Source organism: Arthrobacter sp. MDT2-34-1, from assembly GCF_059091365.1.
Window position 1 is genome coordinate 1,304,677 of the sequence record NZ_JBNHGO010000001.1, and the last position, 18,363, is coordinate 1,323,039.

Consider the following 18,363-nt stretch of genomic DNA (forward strand, 5'->3'; position numbering starts at 1 on the left):
TCATCGTCCGTCGCCGCCCCGGGCGCCGGTGGACAGTTCGTCCAGCACCAGCTGTTCGCGCCGCAGCTCTTCGAACGCCTCGGCCGCGAGGTGTCGCGTCTCGAGCTTCTCCAGGCCCACGGACTGCTTGCGCACGGCGAGGAACTCCTGCTGGGCCTGCTGCGCCTCGTTCCGCCGGGCCAGGTCCAGGTTTTCCAGGTCGGCCAGCATGCTGCGCGAGGCGGAGCGGGCCGCGGCCACCGCGTGCAGCGTGGCCGCATCGGAGACTTCGCTGATGATCTCGCCCAACTCGTCGCGGGCAGCCACCACCCGGGCGCCGGACTCGCGGGCGCGGTGGTTCGCGGCGGCGAGGTTGCCGGCGGCCTGGTCCTGCTGAAGCTGGCGCAGCCGCAGCAGCCCGGCCAGGGGGAAGGATCGTGCCATCTCTACATACCTCCAAGGGTGCGGGCCAGGCGGTGCAGTTGCTCCCACGACTGCGCGGCCGGCGTCTGGTCATCCATCCGCTGCTGCAGGAACAGGTTGATGTCGTCTTCGTGCTGGACGGCCGCGTCCACCAGCGGGTTGGAACCGGGCTGGTAGGCGCCCACGTCCAGCAGGTCCTGCGCGGCCTTGCGGGCCGCCAGCACCTTGCGCAGGGCGCCCGCGGCGCGGGAGTTCTCCGGGCTGTTGACCTTGGATGCCACGCGGGAGATCGAGCCGAGCGGATCCACTGACGGGTAGTGCCCGGAAACGGCCAGCTTGCGGTCCAGCACCACGTGCCCGTCCAGGATAGAGCGGGCCGAGTCGGCGATCGGTTCGTTGTGGTCGTCGCCGTCCACGAGCACCGTGTACATCCCCGTCACCGATCCGGTTTCGGCGGTGCCGGCGCGTTCCAGCAGCCGGGCCAGCAGGGAGAAGGTCGACGGCGGATACCCGCGGGTGGCCGGCGGCTCGCCGACGGAGAGGCCGATCTCGCGCTGGGCCATGGCCACGCGGGTCAGCGAGTCCATCATCAGCATCACGTCCGCCCCGCGGTCGCGGAACGATTCGGCAATCCGGGTGGCGGTGAAGGCGGCGCGCAGCCGCATCAAGGCCGGTTCGTCGGAGGTGGAGACCACCACGATGGACCGGGCCAGGCCGGCCTCGCCGAGGTCGTCTTCGAGGAACTCGCGGACTTCACGCCCGCGCTCCCCGACCAGCGCGATCACGGAAACCTCGGCGTCGGTGCCGCGGGCGATCATGGACAGCAGCGAGGACTTGCCCACGCCGGAGCCGGCGAACAGGCCCATGCGCTGGCCCTTGCCCACGGTGGTGAGCGTGTCCAGCACGCGCACGCCCAGCTGCAGCGGCGTCTCGATCCGTGCGCGGTGCATGGCGGACGGGGTGTCGTTGTCCAGCGGGACCAGCGAGTCGAAGACCAGCGGCCCCTTGCCGTCGATCGGCCGCCCCATCCCGTCCAGCACCCGGCCGAACAGCCCGTTGCCGGTGGGCACCAGCACCGGCGCCCCCTTGGCCTTGGCCGGGGTGCCGGTATTGATCCCGGTGAGCCGGCCCAGCGGCATGCAACGGATGCTGTCCCGGCCGGTGGCCACGACCTCGGCCTCCACGCCCTGGCCGTCGCCAATGAGCACCAGGTCGCCGATGGCGCAATCCAGGCCAATGATCTCGACGCCGAGGCCCACCACCGAGGACACCATCCCGTAGCGCGGGGGCCGGGCCGCCGCCAGCGCGCCGGCGAACCGGTCGGCGCGGGGGCGCCAGGCGACCGCGGTCACTGCCGGGCCTCCAGCAGCGCGGCCTTGGCACGGGCCAGCGCGGCGCCGATCCGCGCGTCCAGAAAGCCGTCGGCGAATTCGGTGACGGCGTCCCCGGGCGCGAGCGACGAATCGGGGCTGAAGCTCACACCGGCCTGCTGCCGCGTCTCCGGCGCCAGCATGGTCAGGTCCGCCGGATTCATCCGCACGGTGTGCACGCGCGAGGCATCCACCCCGGCCAGTGCCCGGGTGAGGGCCGAACGGGCGGAGGCCGCGCCGTCGGACAATTCGTGGCCCAGGATGGCTTCGGCCAGTTCCATGGCCGCGGCGGCCAGGGTGTCCTGCGCGGCGGCAAGTACCGGCGCGGTCCGCTCCTCCAGCGCACGGGTGGCCGCGCCGAGCGCTGCCACGGCGTGCTGCAGGCGGGCGCGGGCGTCCGCCATCGCGGCGGCGTGGTCCTGCTCCATCGCGAGCTGGCGTTCGCGCATCAGCTCGGCGCCTTCGCGCATGCCGGCGGTGTAGCCGGCGGCGTGGCCGCGGACCCTGGCCTGTTCGAGCGCCTTGTCCTGCGAGTCGTCGCTGCGCAGTTCGGTGTAGCGCAGCTTGGCGAAGGCCCCGGTCCCGGTGTTCAGCTCGGGGAAGCTCATCCTGGAGAACGCGGCGTCAGTAGACATATTCGTCCTCCTCCGCAGCGCGCTGGACGGTGATGATGCCGCTGGCCTCGAGCTCGCGGATCGAGCGGACGATGTCCGCGCGGGCCTCTTCGATCTGCGACATGCGCAGCGGTCCGGTGGCCTTGATCTCGTCGTCGAGGATGTCGCGGTTGCGCTCGGAGACGTTCTTGCGGATCAGCTCGGTGACCGGTTCGCTGGCGCCCTTCATGGCCACCGCGAGCACCGCGATCTCGATGCCGCGCAGTACCTGCTGCACGTCGCGCGGTTCGAGCTTGGTGATGTCTTCGAAGGTGAGCATCCGGGAGCGGACTTCCTCCGCCAGCTCCGGATCGCGTTCCTCCAGCGCCTCCAGGAGCGCGCGTTCGGTGGCGACGTCGGCGCGGTTAATGATGTCCACCAGCGGCCCGACGCCACCCACTACTTCCACCTGCTGGCGGGGCACGACGGCGCCCGCCCTCACCTTGAGCGTGTCCGCCACGATCGACACGGCTTCGGGGGTGGCGGTGCCCATGGTGGCGATGCACTGCGCCACCTCCGGCCGCACCGAATCCTCCAGCCCGGCGATCACCGTGGACGCCAACTCCGGGCGCACGTGCGCGAGCACCAGCGCGATGGTCTGCGGGATCTCGCCGTTCAGCAGCGTGATCAGCTGGGTGGGGTCGGCGTCATCCAGGAACTCGAACGGTTTCCCGGCCATGGAGGTGGCCAGTCGGTCGAGCACGCCGGCGGCCTTTTCCGCGCCGAAGGAGGCGGCCAGCAGCCCGGCCGCGAACTCCCTGCCGCCGCGGGGCCGGCGCCGGCCCTTGACCGTCATGTCGTGGAATTCTTTGAACGCCTCCTCGGCAGTCTCGGGGTCCACCCGGCCCATGCTCACGAGTTCGGCCGTGATCAGCTCCGCCTCGGCCTCGCTGAAGCGCTTCATGACCTCGGCGGCCCGGGCCTGTTCCATCTGCATCAGCACCACCGCCACCTTCTGGGTGCCGGTCAACGTAGTCAGTAACTCGCTCATGCGTTCTGCTTGTCATCCATCAGGGAGCGCAGGAAGTCGGCGGTCTTGTCCGGTTCCTGGGCGGCCAGGGCGTCGATCTCCGCCCGCTTGCGATTCATTTCCTTCTGCTCGTCGGACAGCTCCGGGGGGCCGGCGAGCTCCAGCGCGGTGGTGTTCGGGCCGGTGACCACGGGGATCGGCTCCGGCACGATGATGGGCTTCGCGGGAAGCTGCAGCTCCTGCGGCGCCTCGATCTCGGGCTGGAAATCCTGCAGCTCGCCCAGGTCCACCGGCTCCCGGTTCTGCCGGCGGGACCAGCGGGCGTAAATCAGCAGGGCGATGATCACCAGCAGGATGATGCCGGCGGTGATGATGGCGGTGCGGATCAGTTCGGCCTGGCGCGCGGCTTCCTCGGCGGCCTGCGCGGCGGCGAGCGCCTCGGCGGCCTCCTGCGCGCCGGCGGTGTTGAACGGCACAAGTTCGACCGTGACCTCGTCCCCGCGGTCGGCGTTGATGCCGGCGGCGGTGGTCACCAGGCCCTCGATGTTGGCCACGTTCAGGGCCCCGGCGGCGTCGGCGTCCAAGGCCACGGACACCGTCTGGCGGTTGATTGCCCCGGCCGGGATGGCGCGGGTCTCGGTCACCTTGTTCAGCGCGTTGTTCTTGGTCTCGGACTCGGAGGTGAAGGTTCCGTCGCCGCCGGTGTTGCCCGGTACGGCGATGTTGTCCGGGCCCAGCACGCCGGCCGCTCCCCCGCCGGTCCCCTCGTACTCTTCGGTCTGCGCGGACTCGTTCAGGGCCGGCGCGCCGTCCGGCGTCGTGAAGGTCTCTTCCACACGCTCGGCGGACTCGTAGTTCATGTCCGCGGCAACCACCACGGAGGAATTGCCGGGCCCGACCACGCGGTCCAGCATGCTCTGCACCGAGGCGCGCACCCGCTCCTCGTAGTCGGAGGCCTGCTTGTCCGCGGAGCCGGTAGCGCCCACGCCCACGGCGGAGAGCACGGTGCCGGCGGCGTCGATGACGGCGACGTTTTCCGGCTTCATGCCGTCGATCGAGGCGGAGGTCAGGTGAACGATGGCCTGGACGTGGTCGGCGGACAGGGTGGTCTTTTCGGTGTCCACAAACACGGAGGCGGTGGCCTCGCCCTTCTCGGAGACGAAGACCGTCTCCTCCGGGATGGCCAGCCGCACGGAGGCGGTCTTGACGCCGTCGAGCGCCTCGATGGTGGAGGCCAGCTCGCCTTCCAAGGCCCGCTTGTAGGTGACCGACTGTTGGAACTCCGAGGACGTCACGCCCATGTCGTCGAGCAGCGAGTAGCCGCCGGTGGACGAGCTCGGCAGGCCGGCCGCCGCTGCCTTGAGCCGCTGGTCGTAGACCTTGTCTTCCGGCACCAGGATGGTCCCGCCGCCGTTGGTCAACTCGTACGGCACGCCGTCGGTGCGCAGCTGCTCCACGATGGTGTTCGCGTCGGCCGCGGCCAGACCGGAGAACAGCGGGGTGTAGGAGGGCTTGGATGCCCACGTCGTCAGGGCGGCAATGCCGAGCACGACGACGGCGATGCCGATGATCGCGATGGTGCGCTGGGCGACGGTGAACTCGCTGACCGTTTTGCCCAGCCGGGAGAACCAGGAGGAGACCTTGCCGGGCATCAGGCCTGCATCCTCATGATCTCGTTGAAGGCGTCAACGCCCTTGTTCCGGACGGCTGCCACGAGTTCCAGCGTCACGGCGGCGCGGGTGGAGGCCAGGGTCGCGTTGTGAATGTCGTTCAGGTCGCCGGTAACGGCCTGGATGGCCAGTTCATTGGACGTGGACTGCAGTTGCTGCAGGTTGTCGATGGCACCGGTCAGGGAGGTGGCAAAGCCGACGCCGTTGGTGGCCTGCGGAGCCTCGGCGGCCGGCAGGTAACCGGTGCCGGTCACGCCCTGAATCGGCGGAATGGAAGAGAGCGGCATCAGTTGCGTCCAATCTGGAGGGCGGCCTCGTAGGTCGTCTTCGCCCGGTCCACCACGGCCGCGTTGGCCTGGTAGCCGCGCTGGGCCAGGATCAGGTTGCCCATCTGCTGGGACAGGTCGATGTCCGGGTAGCGGACGTAGCCGTCCTCGTCCGCCAGCGGGTGGTCGGGCTCGTGGACCATGCGGCCCTCGGCCTCGCCGAATTCGGCACCGGCCACGTAGACGCCGGAGACGCCCTGGCCTTCCTGGGCGATCACGTAGCGCGCCTGGAAGGCCGCGCCGTCGGTGCTGGTGGCGTTGTTCGCGTTGGCGAGGTTATCGGAGACGGCGTCCAGCCACTTGCGGTGGACGGTCAGGCCGGTCCCGGCGATTCCAATGGCGTCGAAAGTCATCAGTTGGTCCTCATCGCCGTGCGGACGCCGCTGAAAGGACTCTCGGCGGCACGGGCTGCAAACTGGTAGCGCAGCACTGTTTCAATGTTGGAGAGCGTCTCGGTGTCCAGGTTGACGTTGCTGCCGTCGAGCCGGGTGGGCTCCAGCGAGCGTTCCATCGTGGCACTGGCGCTGCCGTTCCCGTGGGCCACCGATTTTGCGAGTGCATCCTCGAACTGGACGCGCTGCGCATGGTAGCCGGGGGTGTTCACGTTCGCGATGTTGTTGGCGATGGCGCGCTGGCGCATGGCGAGGCCGTCCAGGGCGCTCTGCATGGCAGCCCCCGTCACAGATTCGAACACAGCAAAGACCCGTCTTACTACTGGCATGTGGGCGGCCGATCCATGGCCTGTTCTGTGAGCGATCCGTGCTCACTATCCAGTTATCGGCAGAAGACGGGAGCGCGTTAGGTGAATCTTGAGATTGGTTAACCGTTTACGTCGAGGTAGACGGAACGACCAGAAGTACCAGGGGTGGGAACGGCATCCAGAAGCGCGGATTCCTGCCGGTTTTGCCGCATCTCGGCGCGCAATTCCTGGATCACTGCCTGCTGCGCGGCGGCGAGCTCTGTCGCCCGCTCCACCAGCTCGTCCGGAATCGGCCCCAGCCCCTGCGGGGCCTTCCACCGCGCGACGGCGGTGCGCGGGCTGCTCACTGCCGCTTCCAAAGTCTTGTCCCCGGGGAGAGCAACTTCGGCGGGCGCGCTGCTCTGGCCTTCGGTCCCGGCAGTTCCGGTGAGCCCGGGGGCATGGCCCCCGGTCTCGGCCGGTTCGTTTAATCCACTGCCATGGCCAACGGTCTCGGCTGTTTCGGTGAGCCTGCCACCTTGGCCACGGGTCTCGGCCGCCTCGGCAAGAGCCAGTTCGAGTTCGTCCAGCACCGACGTCCAGCGCTCCAGCGCGGAAACTTCGCCCTCCGGCATGTCAGGCGATACCGAGTTCGCCGCCGAGGCCGACGCCACGGGAAGGCTGTGCCGGGAGCTGCCCGGCGGCCTCGTGCCAGGCCTCGCGCAGCGGCTCCATCAGTTCAATGCATTCGCGGGTCCGGGCAGCATCGCGATGGATGTTCGCATTCATCATCGCGGTCAGCGTGTAGGTGTAGAGCGCTTTCAGGCCCTCTCCCCCGTCCCACACGTCCGTCTTTAGCGAGGACATGAGTTCGGACACGATGGCCTGCGCATGGATCAGATTCTCTGACGCCACCGACCAGTGCTGGTTCTGCTGCGCGGTCTCCGCCCGGTTCAGGTCCAAGAGCAGCCGGTCATACAACATGGTCAGCAGCCGGGCGGGCGTGGCGGACATGATCGCGTCACGCTGGAACTGGTTGCGCTTGGCCTGGGCTCCGAAGCCCGGCCCGTATGTCAGTGTCATTTCTTCGTGCTCCCCCATGAGGGCAGGGTGGCCAGCTGCGAGTTGAGCCAGTCCCCCTGCGACTGCAGGCCGTTCAGCGTTACTTCAAGTTGCGCCCACGTACGTTCGAGTGTGGAGCGGCGCATCGCCAACCGGGTATCCCACTCGGCAACTTGATCATTCATGCTGCGGACCAGGGATTCCTGGCCTTGGATTCGCTTGGTGATGGCGCCGTCGTACTTGTCCGAGGCATCCGTTGCAGCAGTAGCCACGCGACCGGCAATCGTCTGGACCACCTTCTCGACCCACGCAGAGTCTTGCGTCATCGCCTTGCCGAACTTCTCGGCGTCAAACTCAATCGAGCCGTCCTTGGTGATGCTGATGCCTATTTCCGACGGCGACCGTCCGTCGATCGGGCTCGTTGCAGCGGTCATCATGCGCTGCTGAATATCGCGGACGCTGCTGTCCCCGGTGAAGATCCCGCCCTTGGTCGTCGTTGACCCGGTGGACGTGGAGACGTTCACGGATGAGTTCTTGGAGATGAAGGCGAACAAATCCTTCAAGCCGTCAACCAGTGCCTTGGATTTGGCAGTGACGGCTTCGTCGTCGCGAGCTACCGTGATGCTCGATTTCTCGCCAGGAACCGCGTCAGCACCGATGGTGACGCTGACGCCTGGCAGGAGGTCAGCGAATGTGTTGGAGGACGACGAGATGATTTGTTCGACGGCGGTTCCCGCCCAAAGCTTCAGCTTGGCGTCCTTGGCAGGAGCGACGTCTACGAAGTTGAAGGACGCCGCGTCGGATGTGACGGTGAAGGCATTGTCAACGCCGGTTTCTTCCGCGGCCAATTGCAAACGAAATTCCGGGTTTGCTGGATCGCCGACTGAGACTTTGGTCGCCGTGACGCCTTGTCCGGATTCGTTGATCTCTCGGACAATCTGATCCCACGTCTTGCCCTCGGTGGGCACGCTGATCATGCCATCCTTGAGCGCGATCGTGAGGACAGTTGCGGACTCAGGCCAGTCGCTGAGGAGCGCTGAGACAGAAACTTGCCCCTTCGCCAACTCCACGACTTCCGAGTCAATGGCACCCGAGGCTGCCCCCTCAGCAGCGGTCACAGAAACTTTGTCGGAACTGCTCGTGCCGGAGTAGATGCTGAGTGCGTTCGCTTTGCTCGTCTCGGTGGCAGTTTTTCCGAGATCGGCGATGCGCGTGTTGAGCGCCTGAAGAGCGCTGACCAGCGTCTGGGTGCTGGAGACCTTGTTTTTTAGAAGAGACTGCGGACGCGCTTCCAACTGCATCAGCTGGTTGATCATGGTGGCGGTGTCCAAGCCGCTAACCATGCCGCCAATCGAAAACGCCACGCCAGTTCCTCCTGAAAGAAGTCTGTTTACTAGAAGGAATGCTGACGCCCGGCAGCGAAGAGTGTGAGGTCCAATTCGTTCGCCTCGCTGCCGGGCCGCATTCAGCCGTTAGCTACCCGGATTTAGCCGAGGAGCTGCAGCACACCCTGGTTGATCTGGTTGGCCTGAGCCAGCATCGCAGTGCCGGCCTGGGACATGATCTGGTTCTTGGTGAACTTAGCCATCTCCGAAGCCATGTCGGTGTCACGAATACGAGACTCGGATGCCGACAGGTTCTCAGCAGAGATGTTGATGCTCTTGATAGCCGACTCGAAACGGTTCTGCCGGGCGCCAAGCTCGGAACGAGAAGTCGAAACATTCGAAATGGCCTTGTCGATGGCTTCGATAGCCAAGGCCGCATTTGCTGCGGTATCAACCGCAATGTCTGCTTTGAGGTCACCGCCACCAGCGGCCACGCTCACCACACCCGTAAGAGCTGTTGCCAAGTCCGTAAGGGTGACCTTGATGGTGTTCGAATCATCCCCGGTTGCATTGCCGTTGGCACCGACCTGGAAGGACTTCTCAGAACCGTCCATCAGGTTGATTCCGTTGAACTGCGTGTTAGCAGAGATACGGTTCAGCTCCGAAGCCAAGCCATCGACCTCAGCCTTAATCGCGAGACGGGATTCTTCGTTATTCGAATCGTTACCAGCCTGGACGGACAGGTCACGCATGCGCTGCAGGATGGAGTGGACCTCGGTGAGTGCACCTTCAGCGGTCTGGATAACCGAGATGCCGTCCTGGGCGTTGCGGGCGGCAACGTTCAGGCCGTTGACCTGCGAGCGCAGGCCCTCGGAGATGGACAGGCCGGCTGCGTCATCGGCAGCGCGGTTGATGCGCAGGCCGGTGGACAGCTTCTCCAGGGACTTGGAAATGTCGTTCTGGGTGTTCGACAGGTTGCGGTACGAGTTCAGGGCCGCAACGTTGGTGTTAATGGCGAAAGCCATGATGAAACTCCTCCATGAGATGGTACAAATTCACCGGCCCGTCCATGGGCTGGCACTTGTAGCTATCGGAGGATTACGAGGATCCGTTAGGAGAAGTGCAAAAAATTTTTCGCGGTGCGGGCCGCCGGGGCGGGCTGCTGCGAATAGGTCAAGAAACCGCGGCCCGTGGCTGCGTGGCGGCGAAGCGTGTAATCCCGCCGATGGTCTGGTCGGCCAGCGCAGTCAGGTATGCCTTCCGGCGGGACGGAGCGATCCGTGACTCGGGCACATGGCTGGCGTCGTCGTCGTCGGAATAGTGCGTGTGCAGGCCGTCCCGGAGGAGGCGGATGGCCTCGGAGCGCTGCTGGGAGACGGCCGAGTGGGTAGCGCCGAGCTCTTCGGCAATTTCCTTGACGGTGCGGTCCTCGAAGTAGATTTGCTCCACGATGTAGCGCATCTTCGCGGGAAGGTGGTGCACGGCGGCCTTCAGGAAGGCGAGCCGCTCCTCGGTGAGGAGCGAGCCTTCGGGCGACGCCGTCTCGGAGACCAGGAATTCGGCCGTGGTGTCATCCAGGGCGGAGACGGTGCGGGAGGCATCATCCATGGCGGCCTCTGCGGTCTCGCGGTCCACCCCGAGCGCGGCGGCAAGCTCGTCAACGCTCGGGTAGCGGCCGAGTTCGGCAGTCAGGGTTTCGCGGACGGACAGCGTCTGCTTGATGCGCTTGCGAACGGAGCGCGGAGCCCAGTCGATGGCCCGCATCTCGTCGGCAAAGGCGCCGATAATGCGGCGGCGGGCAAAGGCGCCGAATGGAACGCCGAGATCCGGATTAAAGGCGTCGGCGGCGGTGATGAGGGCTACCGAGCCGGCAGAGGCGAGGTCGTCGCGGGAGAGGTGGGTGGCTTTGGCACACACTTCGGAGACCAGATATCCGACGAGCGGGAGGTTTTCAACCACCAGTGCATTGCGGTCAGCGCGATTCACTGACATGTCCCCCTCCGTGCCCAGAAATACGTGGACGAACCATCCCAGCTACCGAGGGGTGCGGCCCCGGAAGAACGATTCATCTCTTGGTGAAACCTACCATCAAATGCTCCTAACGCAAGGGGGTGGTGCTGCCGATAGATAGGAATGTAGCCATGCCGTTACTTCTTGTTCATTTAGTGCGGCTTTTGACGCGGACCCGCGGGGGTTGTGTCCGCAGAATCAACCAGGGGAGGTGCCTGACATGGGAGCCCATGAACTGTCCGCCATGCTGTGGCACGAACGCGAACTTCTTGAACTGCTGGTCTTCAAACTCGAGGAGGAGCAGTTGCTCCTGACCGCCGGCAAGTCCCGGTGGCTGCAGCACGCCACCCGGGAGGTGGAACAGGTGTTGGAAAGGCTGCGCGACGCCGGCCTGGCCCGCACGGTGGAGGTGGCCGCACTGGCCCGGGAGTGGGGTACGCCGGAAGGCGCCACGCTGCGGGAGCTGACCGAACAGGCTCCGGTGGGTCCTTGGGGCGAGATCTTCACGGGACATCTGCAGGCGCTGACCCAGCTGACCCTGCAGATCCGCGAACTGCGCGACGTGAACGAGAAGTTCCTGCGTGCAGCGGCCCGCTCCACCCAGGAAACGCTGGCCAATTTCAATCCCGATGCCGGGACCTACGACTCGCAGGGGACGGCGGGGCTTTCGGGCAACCGCTCCCAGCTGTTCGACACAACGATCTGAGGTTTTCGCAGTGAGTACCTTCAGCGGCCTGAACACCGCGTACACCGGTCTGGTGGCTGCCCGCCAAGGTTTGAACGTGGTGGGCCAGAACATCGCCAACGCCAATACCGAGGGCTACACCCGCCAGCGGGTCAGCACCTCGTCCATCGGAGCCCTCGACCGCACCGGCCTGCTGACCGGCGGAGTGCAGATCGGCCAGGGCGTTTCCGTGGACGCGATTGCGCGGCTGGGTGACATGCACCTGGACACGCGCGTCCGGTTCTCGGCCGGTGTCGCCGGCTATTCTGCCGTGCGCGCCAATACGATGTCTGGCCTGGAAGCGTCGCTGCGCGAGCCGGGCCAAAACGGCATCTCGACGCAGCTTCAGGAGTTCTGGGCTTCCTGGCAGGCCCTGTCGAACCGGCCGGATGACGGCGCCGCCGGCGCGGTGGTGCTGGAAGAGGCGAACATCCTGGCCAACATGGTCAAGCGCGGTTACCAGGAGGTTCGCGAGCAGTTCTCCCGCCTGCGCTCCGATGTGGACACGATGACCGCGGAAGTCAACGGCACGGCGTCCCAGGTAGCCAACCTCAACGAGAAGATTCGTTTTGCCGTCGCCAACCGGGGGTCCGCCAACGAGCTGATGGACCACCGCAACCTGCTGACCGAACGGCTGGCTGCCCTCACCGGGGCCACGGTTCGCCACGGCAGTGACGGGCAAGTGGATGTGCTGATCGGCGGGAATGCGATCGTGACTGGTTCCAGTGCCCAGAGAATCACCGTGACGGCGGACTCGGATACGGACATCTCTGGCACCAAAGGCGTGCGGCTTGAATGGGCGAGTCCGAGTCGGGTCGGCATGCCGGTGGTTCTCGACGGCGGCGAAATCGCGGGCGCGATGTCCATGTTGGGCAACGCTCAGGGAGATGGGCCGCTGCGGCAGGCCGCCGCCAGCTACGACACTTTCGCCACCACGTTGAAGGCCTCGGTGAACAGCGTCTACGCGAAAACTGCGCCCGGCGAGGATCCCCCACCGGAGTTTTTCAGTTTCGATCCCGAGCTGCCGAACAAGGCACTTGGACTGATCGTTGCGGTCAAAACGGTAGGCGACCTCAAGGCTGGAGATCCGGCCAAGGGCGCTCTTAATGGTTCCGTTGCAGACGAGTTGTCCCAAGTCGGCATTAGGGCTGGCTCCCCTGACCGCGTTTGGGAGAACATCGTCACGACCATCGGCGTAGCCGCGAAAACGGAACTCCAGCAGTCCAACCTCGCGGATATTGCCTCACAGTCCGCCAAGACCTTGCAACTGTCCAACGCGTCGGTGGACATGGACGAAGAGAACGTCAACCTGCTGACATACCAGCACGCCTACCAGGGCGCCGCTCGGGTCATGACGGCGATTGATGAAATGCTCGATACGTTGATCAACCGCACCGGATTGGTCGGGAGGTAGCCATGATTTCACGAGTCACTAACCAAACGATGAGCAGCTTCGCGCAGCGCAACCTGCAGGACAACATGGCGCGTATTGCCAAGCTGCAGGAGCTGGCCGCCGGCGAGTCGCTGATTGCCCGCCCCTCGGACAATCCGACGGGCACCGCCGATTCCATGCGCACACGTGCGGATATGCGCGCCAACGCGCAATACAAGCACAACATCGACGACGCCAATGGCTGGCTCACCACCGCCGACTCCGCGCTGGGCACGGTCACCGACTTGCTCAACAAGGCCCGCGACCTGACGATTCAGGCTTCCAATGGTTCCATCTCGCAGACGGCCCGCGGGGCCGTCGCCCTGGAGCTGGAAAGCATCAAGGAAAGCCTGTTGGCTGCGACTCGGACGCAGTACCTGGGACGCAACGTGTTTGCGGGGAACTCCGACAAACCGGACGTGTATAGAGACCCCCCAACCGCGCCGTACACCGTGACCGAACCGAACGCCACCGGGGTCGAGCGCCGCATCGGACCCGGGGAACACCAGACGGTACGCGTCGATGCCAGCGCTGCCGCGGTCTTCGGCGACGATTCCACGGGCACGGGCCCGTCGGTCTTCGCCCTGCTGGATTCGATGATCGCAAAGCTCAACGGCACTGGCAGCGTCAGCGAAGACTTGAACGCCATCGACGCCCGGCTGAACACAGTGATCAACGCACGCGCCGAGGTCGGCACCCGCCACGCCCAGATCCTGAAAGCCCAGGAGACGAACTTGGACGAAGCTGTTTCGCTTGAAGCCCGCCGCTCCGGAATCGAGGATCCGGATATCGGAAAGGTCATCCTGGACCTCAAGATGCAGGAAGTGGCCTATCAGGCCGCCCTGCAGGTAACCGCGCGGGTGCTGCAGCCGACGCTCATGGACTTCCTGCGATGAGCGCCGCGCTGACCTTCGTGGCCCCTCCCCCGGGACTGGCACCGCTGGTCGATTTCACCCTCGACGAGATCGCGGGAGCGGCCGGCCTGTACTCCCTGCAGCCCGTGGCCGAACCGGGCAAGCGCCTCTTCGTCCTGGACGCGGCGACCTACCTGAACCAGTACACCCCCGTGATTTCCGACGACGATCGTGCCGCCCTGGACCTCAATGCCTCCGAGGACGCCATGGTGCTGGTGGTGGCCAACCCCGGCGAATCGGGCACCACCGTGAACCTGATGGCCCCGATCGTGGTCAACGTGCACACCGGCGTCAGCGCCCAAGTCATTCTGGAAGGCCAGGACTGGCCGCTCCGTGCCGAACTGACACCGCAGGCCGCCTAGCTTCACCCCCCGATCGCGTGACACGGCGGTAACGGCTGAAGAAGTCAGACGTCTGAAACTCTTGAGCTGACGGCGGCTACCGTGCAAGAGTTATGCCCACGGTCCAAGGGACCTGCTGGGGGATCCGGAATCACCGGTTATGGCTTCCGGCGGCTTATGGGGGAACCGCCGGAAGCAACCACCCTCACCCCTCGTCCGGATCCGCGCGTTTTGCCCGGGTCAGCTCTGCCCGGAGCAGCAGTTCGCCGCCGTCGGGATAGAGCACCTCTTCCAGCACCAACGGGTGCGGCGGAGCCAGCTTGCTCTTCGAGTCCCTTACCTTCGCCAGCATCCGGTCGCGCAGCCACTCCGGCGCCTGCTCGCCGCTGCCCACCAACAACGATGCGCCGATCAGGGCACGCACCATGTTGTGGCAGAACGCGTCGGCTTGCACCGTGGCCGTGACAACGCCGTCGGCTCCTCGGGCGAATTCGAACTTCTGCAACTCCCGAATGGTGGTGGCGCCTTCCCTGGGCTTGCAGAACGCCAGGAAGTCGCCGATGCCCAGGAGCTTGGCGGCTGCGCGGTTCAGGAGATCGACGTCGACGGCGTGCTTGTGCCACAGCGTGGTGTTGCGAGACAGCGGGTCCCACGTCTCGGCCCGGTCCGCGATCCGGTAGCTGTAGCGGCGCCAGAGGGCGGAGAACCGGGCGTCGAACCCGTGGGGGGCGAGGACGGCGCGCTTAACCTCGATGGCCCCGGCAAGGTCCCGATAGGGTACCGGGGCGCCGACGCGGCCGCCGAGCACCTTGGCCAGCACGCCGCGCAGGCGCCGGACCAGGGCTTCGGCGGGATCGACCTCGCGGCCGCGGGCCAAGCCGTGCCACTCCCCCGGGTCCAGGTCGAAATGCACCACCTGCCCGCGGGCGTGGACCCCCGCGTCGGTGCGGCCGGCAACCGTCAGCCGGACCGGCCGGCGGATCATGATTGCCAGCGCCTCCTCGAGCGCGCCCTGCACGGTCAGCCGGCCGGGCTGCACGGCCCACCCGCTGAAGGGGCCGCCGTCGTACGCAAGATCCAGGCGGACACGCAAGGGCCCGCCGTCCCGGCCTGGGACGGGGGAAACAGTCGGAGGCATGGATTCCATGCTACCGGGAGCCCCCGAGTCCTCCGGATGCCGCCGGCGCCCGCGGCTGGTTGCAGGCGGCGACCTGCCAGGCATCGGCGGACTGTCGACGGGGGCGGGCATTCGGTCTATGTTGCTGGGACAGCGCCCGCACACACGGGCGGGACCGCGAGGTTCGGAGGAGCGATGGCAGGCAGCCCCGGAACGGCAACCACCACGGATCACAACCGCCGGATCGCCCTGCCCGGGATCGTCCTCGGGGTGGGGCTCGGCGGCTTCGTGGACGGCATCCTGTTGCACCAGATCCTGCAGTGGCACCACATGCTCACGAGCGCGGACACCGCGAACATCGACGTAGGTTCGTTCCCGGCGAACACCGTCCACGGCCTGCAGATGAACACGCTGTGGGACGGGCTGTTCCATACGGTGACCTGGCTGGCCGTGCTGATCGGGCTGGGCCTGTTGTACTCGCGGGTGACGACCTCGCGCGGACGGGTCTGGGCATCCCGGACCCTCTGGGGCTGGATGCTGCTCGGCTGGGGACTCTTCAATCTCGTGGAGGGGATCATCGACCACCACATCCTCGCCATTCACCACGTCATCGGCGGCGAGTACCAGATGCTGGCCGACATTCTCTTCCTGATCTTCGGGGCACTGCTGGTGATCGGCGGTTGGCTGCTGCAACGGTCCGGGCGGGTGGTAGACCTGAGGGCTGGCACCCCCGGGCGGGAACCAGCGTGATCGGCGCCCACTCGGTCCACAACCATCAGCCGGCCGCGTTCGACGGCGTGCTGCTACCGGCCCTCGTGGCGGCGGCAGCCGTCGCCTACCTGGCGTTGGCGTGGCTGCGGAGCCGCGAGGACCGCGGCTGGAGCCGCCGGCGGACCGTTTCCTTCCTCGCCGGCGCGCTGTTGCTGGCGCTGGGCCTCGCGCCGCAGCTGATGCCGCTGCCGCCGGGCGGGCTGCCGGCCCACATGGTCCAGCACCTGCTGATTGGCATGTATGCGCCGATCGGCCTAGTGCTTGGTGCGCCGGTGACTCTGCTGCTGAGGTCGGTGCCGCGCCGTTGCGGCAGGGTGATCGGAAGGGTGCTGCGCTCACACCCGGCCCATCTGGTGGCCAACCCCGTGACTGCGCTGGTACTCACCCTCGGCGGGCTGGCGGGGCTGTACTTCACGCCGCTCTACAGCCTCGCGGCGGACACCCCGCTGCTGCACCACGCCGTCCACCTGCACTTCCTGGCCGCCGGCTGCCTCTTCGCCTGGGTGATCGCCGGGCCGGACCCGGCACCGCGCAGGCCCTCCGTGCCGGCGCGGCTGGTGGTGCTGGGCGTCGCCATCGCCGGCCATGCGGTCCTGTCCCAGTTGCTCTACGCGGGGCTGTTCGTCCAGGTCCCGGCGCCGGCCGCCGAGCTGAGGCTTGCCGGCGAACTGATGTATTACGGCGGAGACGTTGCCGAGCTGCTGCTGGCCTTCGCGCTGGTGTCGACGTGGCGGCCCCGGCGCATGCCGCTGGCCAGCCGGCCGATTCCCGTCCACGACGCTGAACCGCGTCGCGGCGAACCGGCCGCACCAAGCTCCCGCGGGACCGGACCCCGCGCCCCCGAGGCGGGCCCCGGCGTCGTCATGGGGGGGCTTGAAGATACGCAAAAGCCCGCCGCCCCGGAAGGGGACGGCGGGCTTCAAGCAGTGAAGGCGAAGAACTACTTCTTCTCTTCGGCAGCTTCCTCGGCGGACTCGGCCGACGGAGCGGACTCTGCGGACTCGGGAGAGTCAGCGGAATCGCCGGACTGCGCCGACTCGGGCGATTCAGCGGACTCGGCCGAAGCGGTCTCTTCCTCGACCGGAGCCGGGGCAGCCTTGGCCGTGGCCTTCTCGGCCTCGTTCACGACGGCCTGCTTCGGGGACACCGGCTCCATCACCAGTTCGATGACGGCCATGGGGGCGTTGTCGCCCTTGCGGTTGCCGATCTTGGTGATGCGGGTGTAGCCGCCGTCGCGGTTGGTCATCACCGGCGCGATGTCGGTGAACAGCTCGTGCACGATGCCCTTGTTGCTGATCACTGCCAGCACGCGGCGGCGCGAGGCCAGGTCGCCGCGCTTGGCGAACGTGATCAGGCGCTCGGCGAACGGGCGCAGGCGCTTGGCCTTGGTGACCGTGGTGGTGATCCGCTTGTGCTCGAAGAGCGCGGCGGACAGGTTGGCGAGCATCAGGCGCTCGTGGGCAGGACCGCCTCCGAGGCGCGGACCCTTAGCGGGGGTAGGCATTATGTTTTCTCCTCAATGGTGCCGCTGTGCGCTCCCGAGCGCCGTGGCGGCAGAATTCTTGCGTTTTAGAGTTCGTCCTCGAAGGTTTCGTCCTCGTCGATGGCTGCGGCGCGGGCAGCCAGATCGAACCCAGGGGGCGAATCCTTCAGCGACAGACCCAGTTCCACCAGCTTTGCCTTGACCTCGTCGATGGACTTGGCACCGAAGTTGCGGATGTCCATCAGGTCGGCCTCGGAGCGGGCTACGAGTTCACCCACGGTGTGGATGCCCTCACGCTTAAGGCAGTTGTAGGAACGGACGGTCAGTTCCAGGTCCTCGATCGGCAGGGCCATGTCGGCAGCCAGGGCGGCGTCCGTGGGGCTCGGGCCAATCTCGATGCCTTCGGCGGCGGTGTTCAACTCGCGGGCCAGGCCGAACAGTTCAACCAGGGTGGTTCCGGCAGAGGCGACGGCGTCGCGCGGTGCAATGGAGGCCTTGGTTTCGACGTCGACGATCAGGCGGTCGAAGTCGGTGCGCTGCTCAACACGGGTTGCCTCAACCTTGAAGGTCACCTTCAGCACCGGCGAGTAGATGGAGTCGACCGGGATGCGGCCGATCTCCTGGTCGCCGGACTTGTTCTGGGCTGCCGACACGTAGCCACGGCCGCGTTCGATGGTCAGTTCGAGTTCGAACTTGCCCTTCTCGTTCAGCGTGGCGATGTGCAGGTCCGGGTTGTGGAACTCCACGCCGGCCGGCGGCGCGATGTCCGCGGCGGTGACGACACCGGGTCCCTGCTTGCGCAGGTAGGCAACCACGGGCTCGTCGTGCTCGGAGGAGACAGCCAGGTTCTTGATGTTCAGGATGATCTCGGTGACATCTTCCTTCACACCCGGCACGGTGGTGAACTCATGCAGCACGCCGTCGATGCGGATGCTGGTGACGGCAGCCCCCGGAATCGAGGACAGGAGCGTGCGGCGGAGGGAGTTTCCGAGGGTGTAGCCAAAGCCCGGCTCCAGCGGTTCGATGACGAACCGGGAGCGGTTATCGGCCACTACTTCTTCAGTAAGGGTGGGGCGCTGTGCAATGAGCACTTAGATTTCCTTTCAGCGAGCAT

General features: G+C 66.5%; 21 protein-coding genes and 1 pseudogene. 6 read left to right on the plus strand and 16 right to left on the minus strand.

Annotated features, from left to right (window positions below; all coding sequences use genetic code 11):
* From AC5RVV_RS05935 to AC5RVV_RS05995, 13 genes are all read right to left on the minus strand, one after another.
* The gene (locus AC5RVV_RS05935) at nt 1-423 is read right to left on the minus strand and encodes a flagellar FliJ family protein (protein ID WP_494000453.1); all 423 of its coding nucleotides are present in this window, start codon (nt 421-423) and stop codon (nt 1-3) included.
* A gap of 2 nt (nt 424-425) precedes the next feature.
* Nucleotides 426-1,754, minus strand: a complete 1,329-nt coding sequence (locus AC5RVV_RS05940) for a FliI/YscN family ATPase (protein ID WP_494000454.1) — start codon at nt 1,752-1,754, stop codon at nt 426-428.
* A complete protein-coding gene (locus tag AC5RVV_RS05945; RefSeq protein WP_494000455.1) occupies nt 1,751-2,407 on the minus strand; it encodes a FliH/SctL family protein in 657 nt (218 codons plus the stop codon). The genes AC5RVV_RS05940 and AC5RVV_RS05945 overlap by 4 nt, the downstream gene beginning before the upstream one ends.
* Nucleotides 2,397-3,416, minus strand: coding sequence for a flagellar motor switch protein FliG (fliG, locus tag AC5RVV_RS05950; RefSeq protein ID WP_493979185.1), 1,020 nt, complete (start codon nt 3,414-3,416; stop codon nt 2,397-2,399). Before fliG ends, AC5RVV_RS05945 begins: the two co-directional genes overlap by 11 nt.
* Nucleotides 3,413-5,047 (minus strand): flagellar basal-body MS-ring/collar protein FliF, encoded by a 1,635-nt coding sequence (gene fliF / locus AC5RVV_RS05955; protein WP_494000456.1) that lies wholly within the window; start codon nt 5,045-5,047, stop codon nt 3,413-3,415. The genes fliG and fliF overlap by 4 nt, the downstream gene beginning before the upstream one ends.
* On the minus strand, nt 5,047-5,352 hold the full coding sequence (gene fliE / locus AC5RVV_RS05960) for a flagellar hook-basal body complex protein FliE (RefSeq protein ID WP_494000457.1): 306 nt from the start codon (nt 5,350-5,352) through the stop codon (nt 5,047-5,049). Before fliE ends, fliF begins: the two co-directional genes overlap by 1 nt.
* The gene (locus AC5RVV_RS05965; RefSeq protein ID WP_493979188.1) at nt 5,352-5,744 is read right to left on the minus strand and encodes a flagellar basal body rod protein FlgC; all 393 of its coding nucleotides are present in this window, start codon (nt 5,742-5,744) and stop codon (nt 5,352-5,354) included. Before AC5RVV_RS05965 ends, fliE begins: the two co-directional genes overlap by 1 nt.
* Nucleotides 5,744-6,085 carry a flagellar basal body rod protein FlgB gene (locus tag AC5RVV_RS05970; protein WP_494000458.1) on the minus strand — a complete coding sequence of 114 codons (342 nt, stop codon included), beginning with the start codon at nt 6,083-6,085 and terminating at the stop codon, nt 5,744-5,746. The genes AC5RVV_RS05965 and AC5RVV_RS05970 overlap by 1 nt, the downstream gene beginning before the upstream one ends.
* 125 nt (nt 6,086-6,210) lie before the next feature.
* Nucleotides 6,211-6,744, minus strand: coding sequence for a hypothetical protein (locus tag AC5RVV_RS05975; protein ID WP_494000459.1), 534 nt, complete (start codon nt 6,742-6,744; stop codon nt 6,211-6,213).
* Entirely contained in the window at nt 6,707-7,153 is a 447-nt protein-coding gene (fliS, locus tag AC5RVV_RS05980) for a flagellar export chaperone FliS (protein WP_494000460.1), read from the minus strand. Before fliS ends, AC5RVV_RS05975 begins: the two co-directional genes overlap by 38 nt.
* On the minus strand, nt 7,150-8,496 hold the full coding sequence (gene fliD, locus AC5RVV_RS05985; RefSeq protein WP_494000461.1) for a flagellar filament capping protein FliD: 1,347 nt from the start codon (nt 8,494-8,496) through the stop codon (nt 7,150-7,152). The genes fliS and fliD overlap by 4 nt, the downstream gene beginning before the upstream one ends.
* A 122-nt stretch (nt 8,497-8,618) precedes the next feature.
* Nucleotides 8,619-9,482 (minus strand): flagellin N-terminal helical domain-containing protein, encoded by an 864-nt coding sequence (locus tag AC5RVV_RS05990; protein ID WP_494000462.1) that lies wholly within the window; start codon nt 9,480-9,482, stop codon nt 8,619-8,621.
* Between the two features lie 148 nt (nt 9,483-9,630).
* Entirely contained in the window at nt 9,631-10,443 is an 813-nt protein-coding gene (locus AC5RVV_RS05995; protein WP_494001288.1) for a sigma-70 family RNA polymerase sigma factor, read from the minus strand.
* A 244-nt stretch (nt 10,444-10,687) separates the two neighbouring features.
* Here AC5RVV_RS05995 and AC5RVV_RS06000 point away from each other — a divergent pair, with 244 nt between their 5' ends.
* The 4 genes from AC5RVV_RS06000 to AC5RVV_RS06015 are packed head-to-tail and all read left to right on the plus strand — an operon-like array spanning nt 10,688 to nt 13,899.
* Entirely contained in the window at nt 10,688-11,173 is a 486-nt protein-coding gene (locus tag AC5RVV_RS06000) for a flagellar protein FlgN (RefSeq protein ID WP_494000463.1), read from the plus strand.
* A gap of 10 nt (nt 11,174-11,183) precedes the next feature.
* A complete protein-coding gene (flgK, locus tag AC5RVV_RS06005; protein WP_494000464.1) occupies nt 11,184-12,605 on the plus strand; it encodes a flagellar hook-associated protein FlgK in 1,422 nt (473 codons plus the stop codon).
* Between the two features lie 29 nt (nt 12,606-12,634).
* Nucleotides 12,635-13,519 carry a flagellin N-terminal helical domain-containing protein gene (locus AC5RVV_RS06010; RefSeq protein WP_494000465.1) on the plus strand — a complete coding sequence of 295 codons (885 nt, stop codon included), beginning with the start codon at nt 12,635-12,637 and terminating at the stop codon, nt 13,517-13,519.
* Nucleotides 13,516-13,899 carry a flagellar assembly protein FliW gene (locus AC5RVV_RS06015; protein WP_494000466.1) on the plus strand — a complete coding sequence of 128 codons (384 nt, stop codon included), beginning with the start codon at nt 13,516-13,518 and terminating at the stop codon, nt 13,897-13,899. Before AC5RVV_RS06010 ends, AC5RVV_RS06015 begins: the two co-directional genes overlap by 4 nt.
* A 184-nt stretch (nt 13,900-14,083) precedes the next feature.
* On the opposite strand, the gene AC5RVV_RS06020 is transcribed toward AC5RVV_RS06015, so the two are convergent.
* Complete coding sequence (locus tag AC5RVV_RS06020) at nt 14,084-15,016, minus strand: tRNA pseudouridine synthase A (protein ID WP_494000467.1); 933 nt, start codon at nt 15,014-15,016, stop codon at nt 14,084-14,086.
* Between the two features lie 174 nt (nt 15,017-15,190).
* Between AC5RVV_RS06020 and AC5RVV_RS06025 the strand changes: the two genes are divergently transcribed.
* A complete protein-coding gene (locus tag AC5RVV_RS06025; RefSeq protein ID WP_494000468.1) occupies nt 15,191-15,745 on the plus strand; it encodes a DUF2243 domain-containing protein in 555 nt (184 codons plus the stop codon).
* Nucleotides 15,746-15,810: 65 nt separating this feature from the next.
* Nucleotides 15,811-16,488: pseudogene (locus AC5RVV_RS06030) on the plus strand (cytochrome c oxidase assembly protein); the annotation flags it as partial.
* A gap of 218 nt (nt 16,489-16,706) precedes the next feature.
* On the opposite strand, the gene rplQ reads toward AC5RVV_RS06030, so the two are convergent.
* On the minus strand, nt 16,707-17,270 hold the full coding sequence (rplQ, locus tag AC5RVV_RS06035; RefSeq protein ID WP_494000469.1) for a 50S ribosomal protein L17: 564 nt from the start codon (nt 17,268-17,270) through the stop codon (nt 16,707-16,709).
* A 65-nt stretch (nt 17,271-17,335) separates the two neighbouring features.
* Nucleotides 17,336-18,340: a DNA-directed RNA polymerase subunit alpha gene (locus tag AC5RVV_RS06040; RefSeq protein WP_493979200.1), complete on the minus strand. Its 1,005-nt coding sequence runs from the start codon at nt 18,338-18,340 to the stop codon at nt 17,336-17,338.
* Nucleotides 18,341-18,363 lie beyond the last annotated feature (23 nt).

Coding starts and splice junctions, on each gene's coding strand:
- AC5RVV_RS05935 (WP_494000453.1), bottom strand. CDS start 423: ATGGCACGATCCTTCCCCCTGGCCGGGCTGCTGCGGCTGCGCCAGCTT.
- AC5RVV_RS05945 (WP_494000455.1), bottom strand. CDS start 2,407: ATGTCTACTGACGCCGCGTTCTCCAGGATGAGCTTCCCCGAGCTGAAC.
- fliG (WP_493979185.1), bottom strand. CDS start 3,416: ATGAGCGAGTTACTGACTACGTTGACCGGCACCCAGAAGGTGGCGGTG.
- fliF (WP_494000456.1), bottom strand. CDS start 5,047: ATGCCCGGCAAGGTCTCCTCCTGGTTCTCCCGGCTGGGCAAAACGGTC.
- fliE (WP_494000457.1), bottom strand. CDS start 5,352: ATGCCGCTCTCTTCCATTCCGCCGATTCAGGGCGTGACCGGCACCGGT.
- AC5RVV_RS05965 (WP_493979188.1), bottom strand. CDS start 5,744: ATGACTTTCGACGCCATTGGAATCGCCGGGACCGGCCTGACCGTCCAC.
- fliS (WP_494000460.1), bottom strand. CDS start 7,153: ATGACACTGACATACGGGCCGGGCTTCGGAGCCCAGGCCAAGCGCAAC.
- AC5RVV_RS05990 (WP_494000462.1), bottom strand. CDS start 9,482: ATGGCTTTCGCCATTAACACCAACGTTGCGGCCCTGAACTCGTACCGC.
- AC5RVV_RS06000 (WP_494000463.1), top strand. CDS start 10,688: ATGGGAGCCCATGAACTGTCCGCCATGCTGTGGCACGAACGCGAACTT.
- AC5RVV_RS06010 (WP_494000465.1), top strand. CDS start 12,635: ATGAGCAGCTTCGCGCAGCGCAACCTGCAGGACAACATGGCGCGTATT.
- AC5RVV_RS06015 (WP_494000466.1), top strand. CDS start 13,516: ATGAGCGCCGCGCTGACCTTCGTGGCCCCTCCCCCGGGACTGGCACCG.
- AC5RVV_RS06020 (WP_494000467.1), bottom strand. CDS start 15,016: ATGCCTCCGACTGTTTCCCCCGTCCCAGGCCGGGACGGCGGGCCCTTG.
- AC5RVV_RS06025 (WP_494000468.1), top strand. CDS start 15,191: ATGGCAGGCAGCCCCGGAACGGCAACCACCACGGATCACAACCGCCGG.
- rplQ (WP_494000469.1), bottom strand. CDS start 17,270: ATGCCTACCCCCGCTAAGGGTCCGCGCCTCGGAGGCGGTCCTGCCCAC.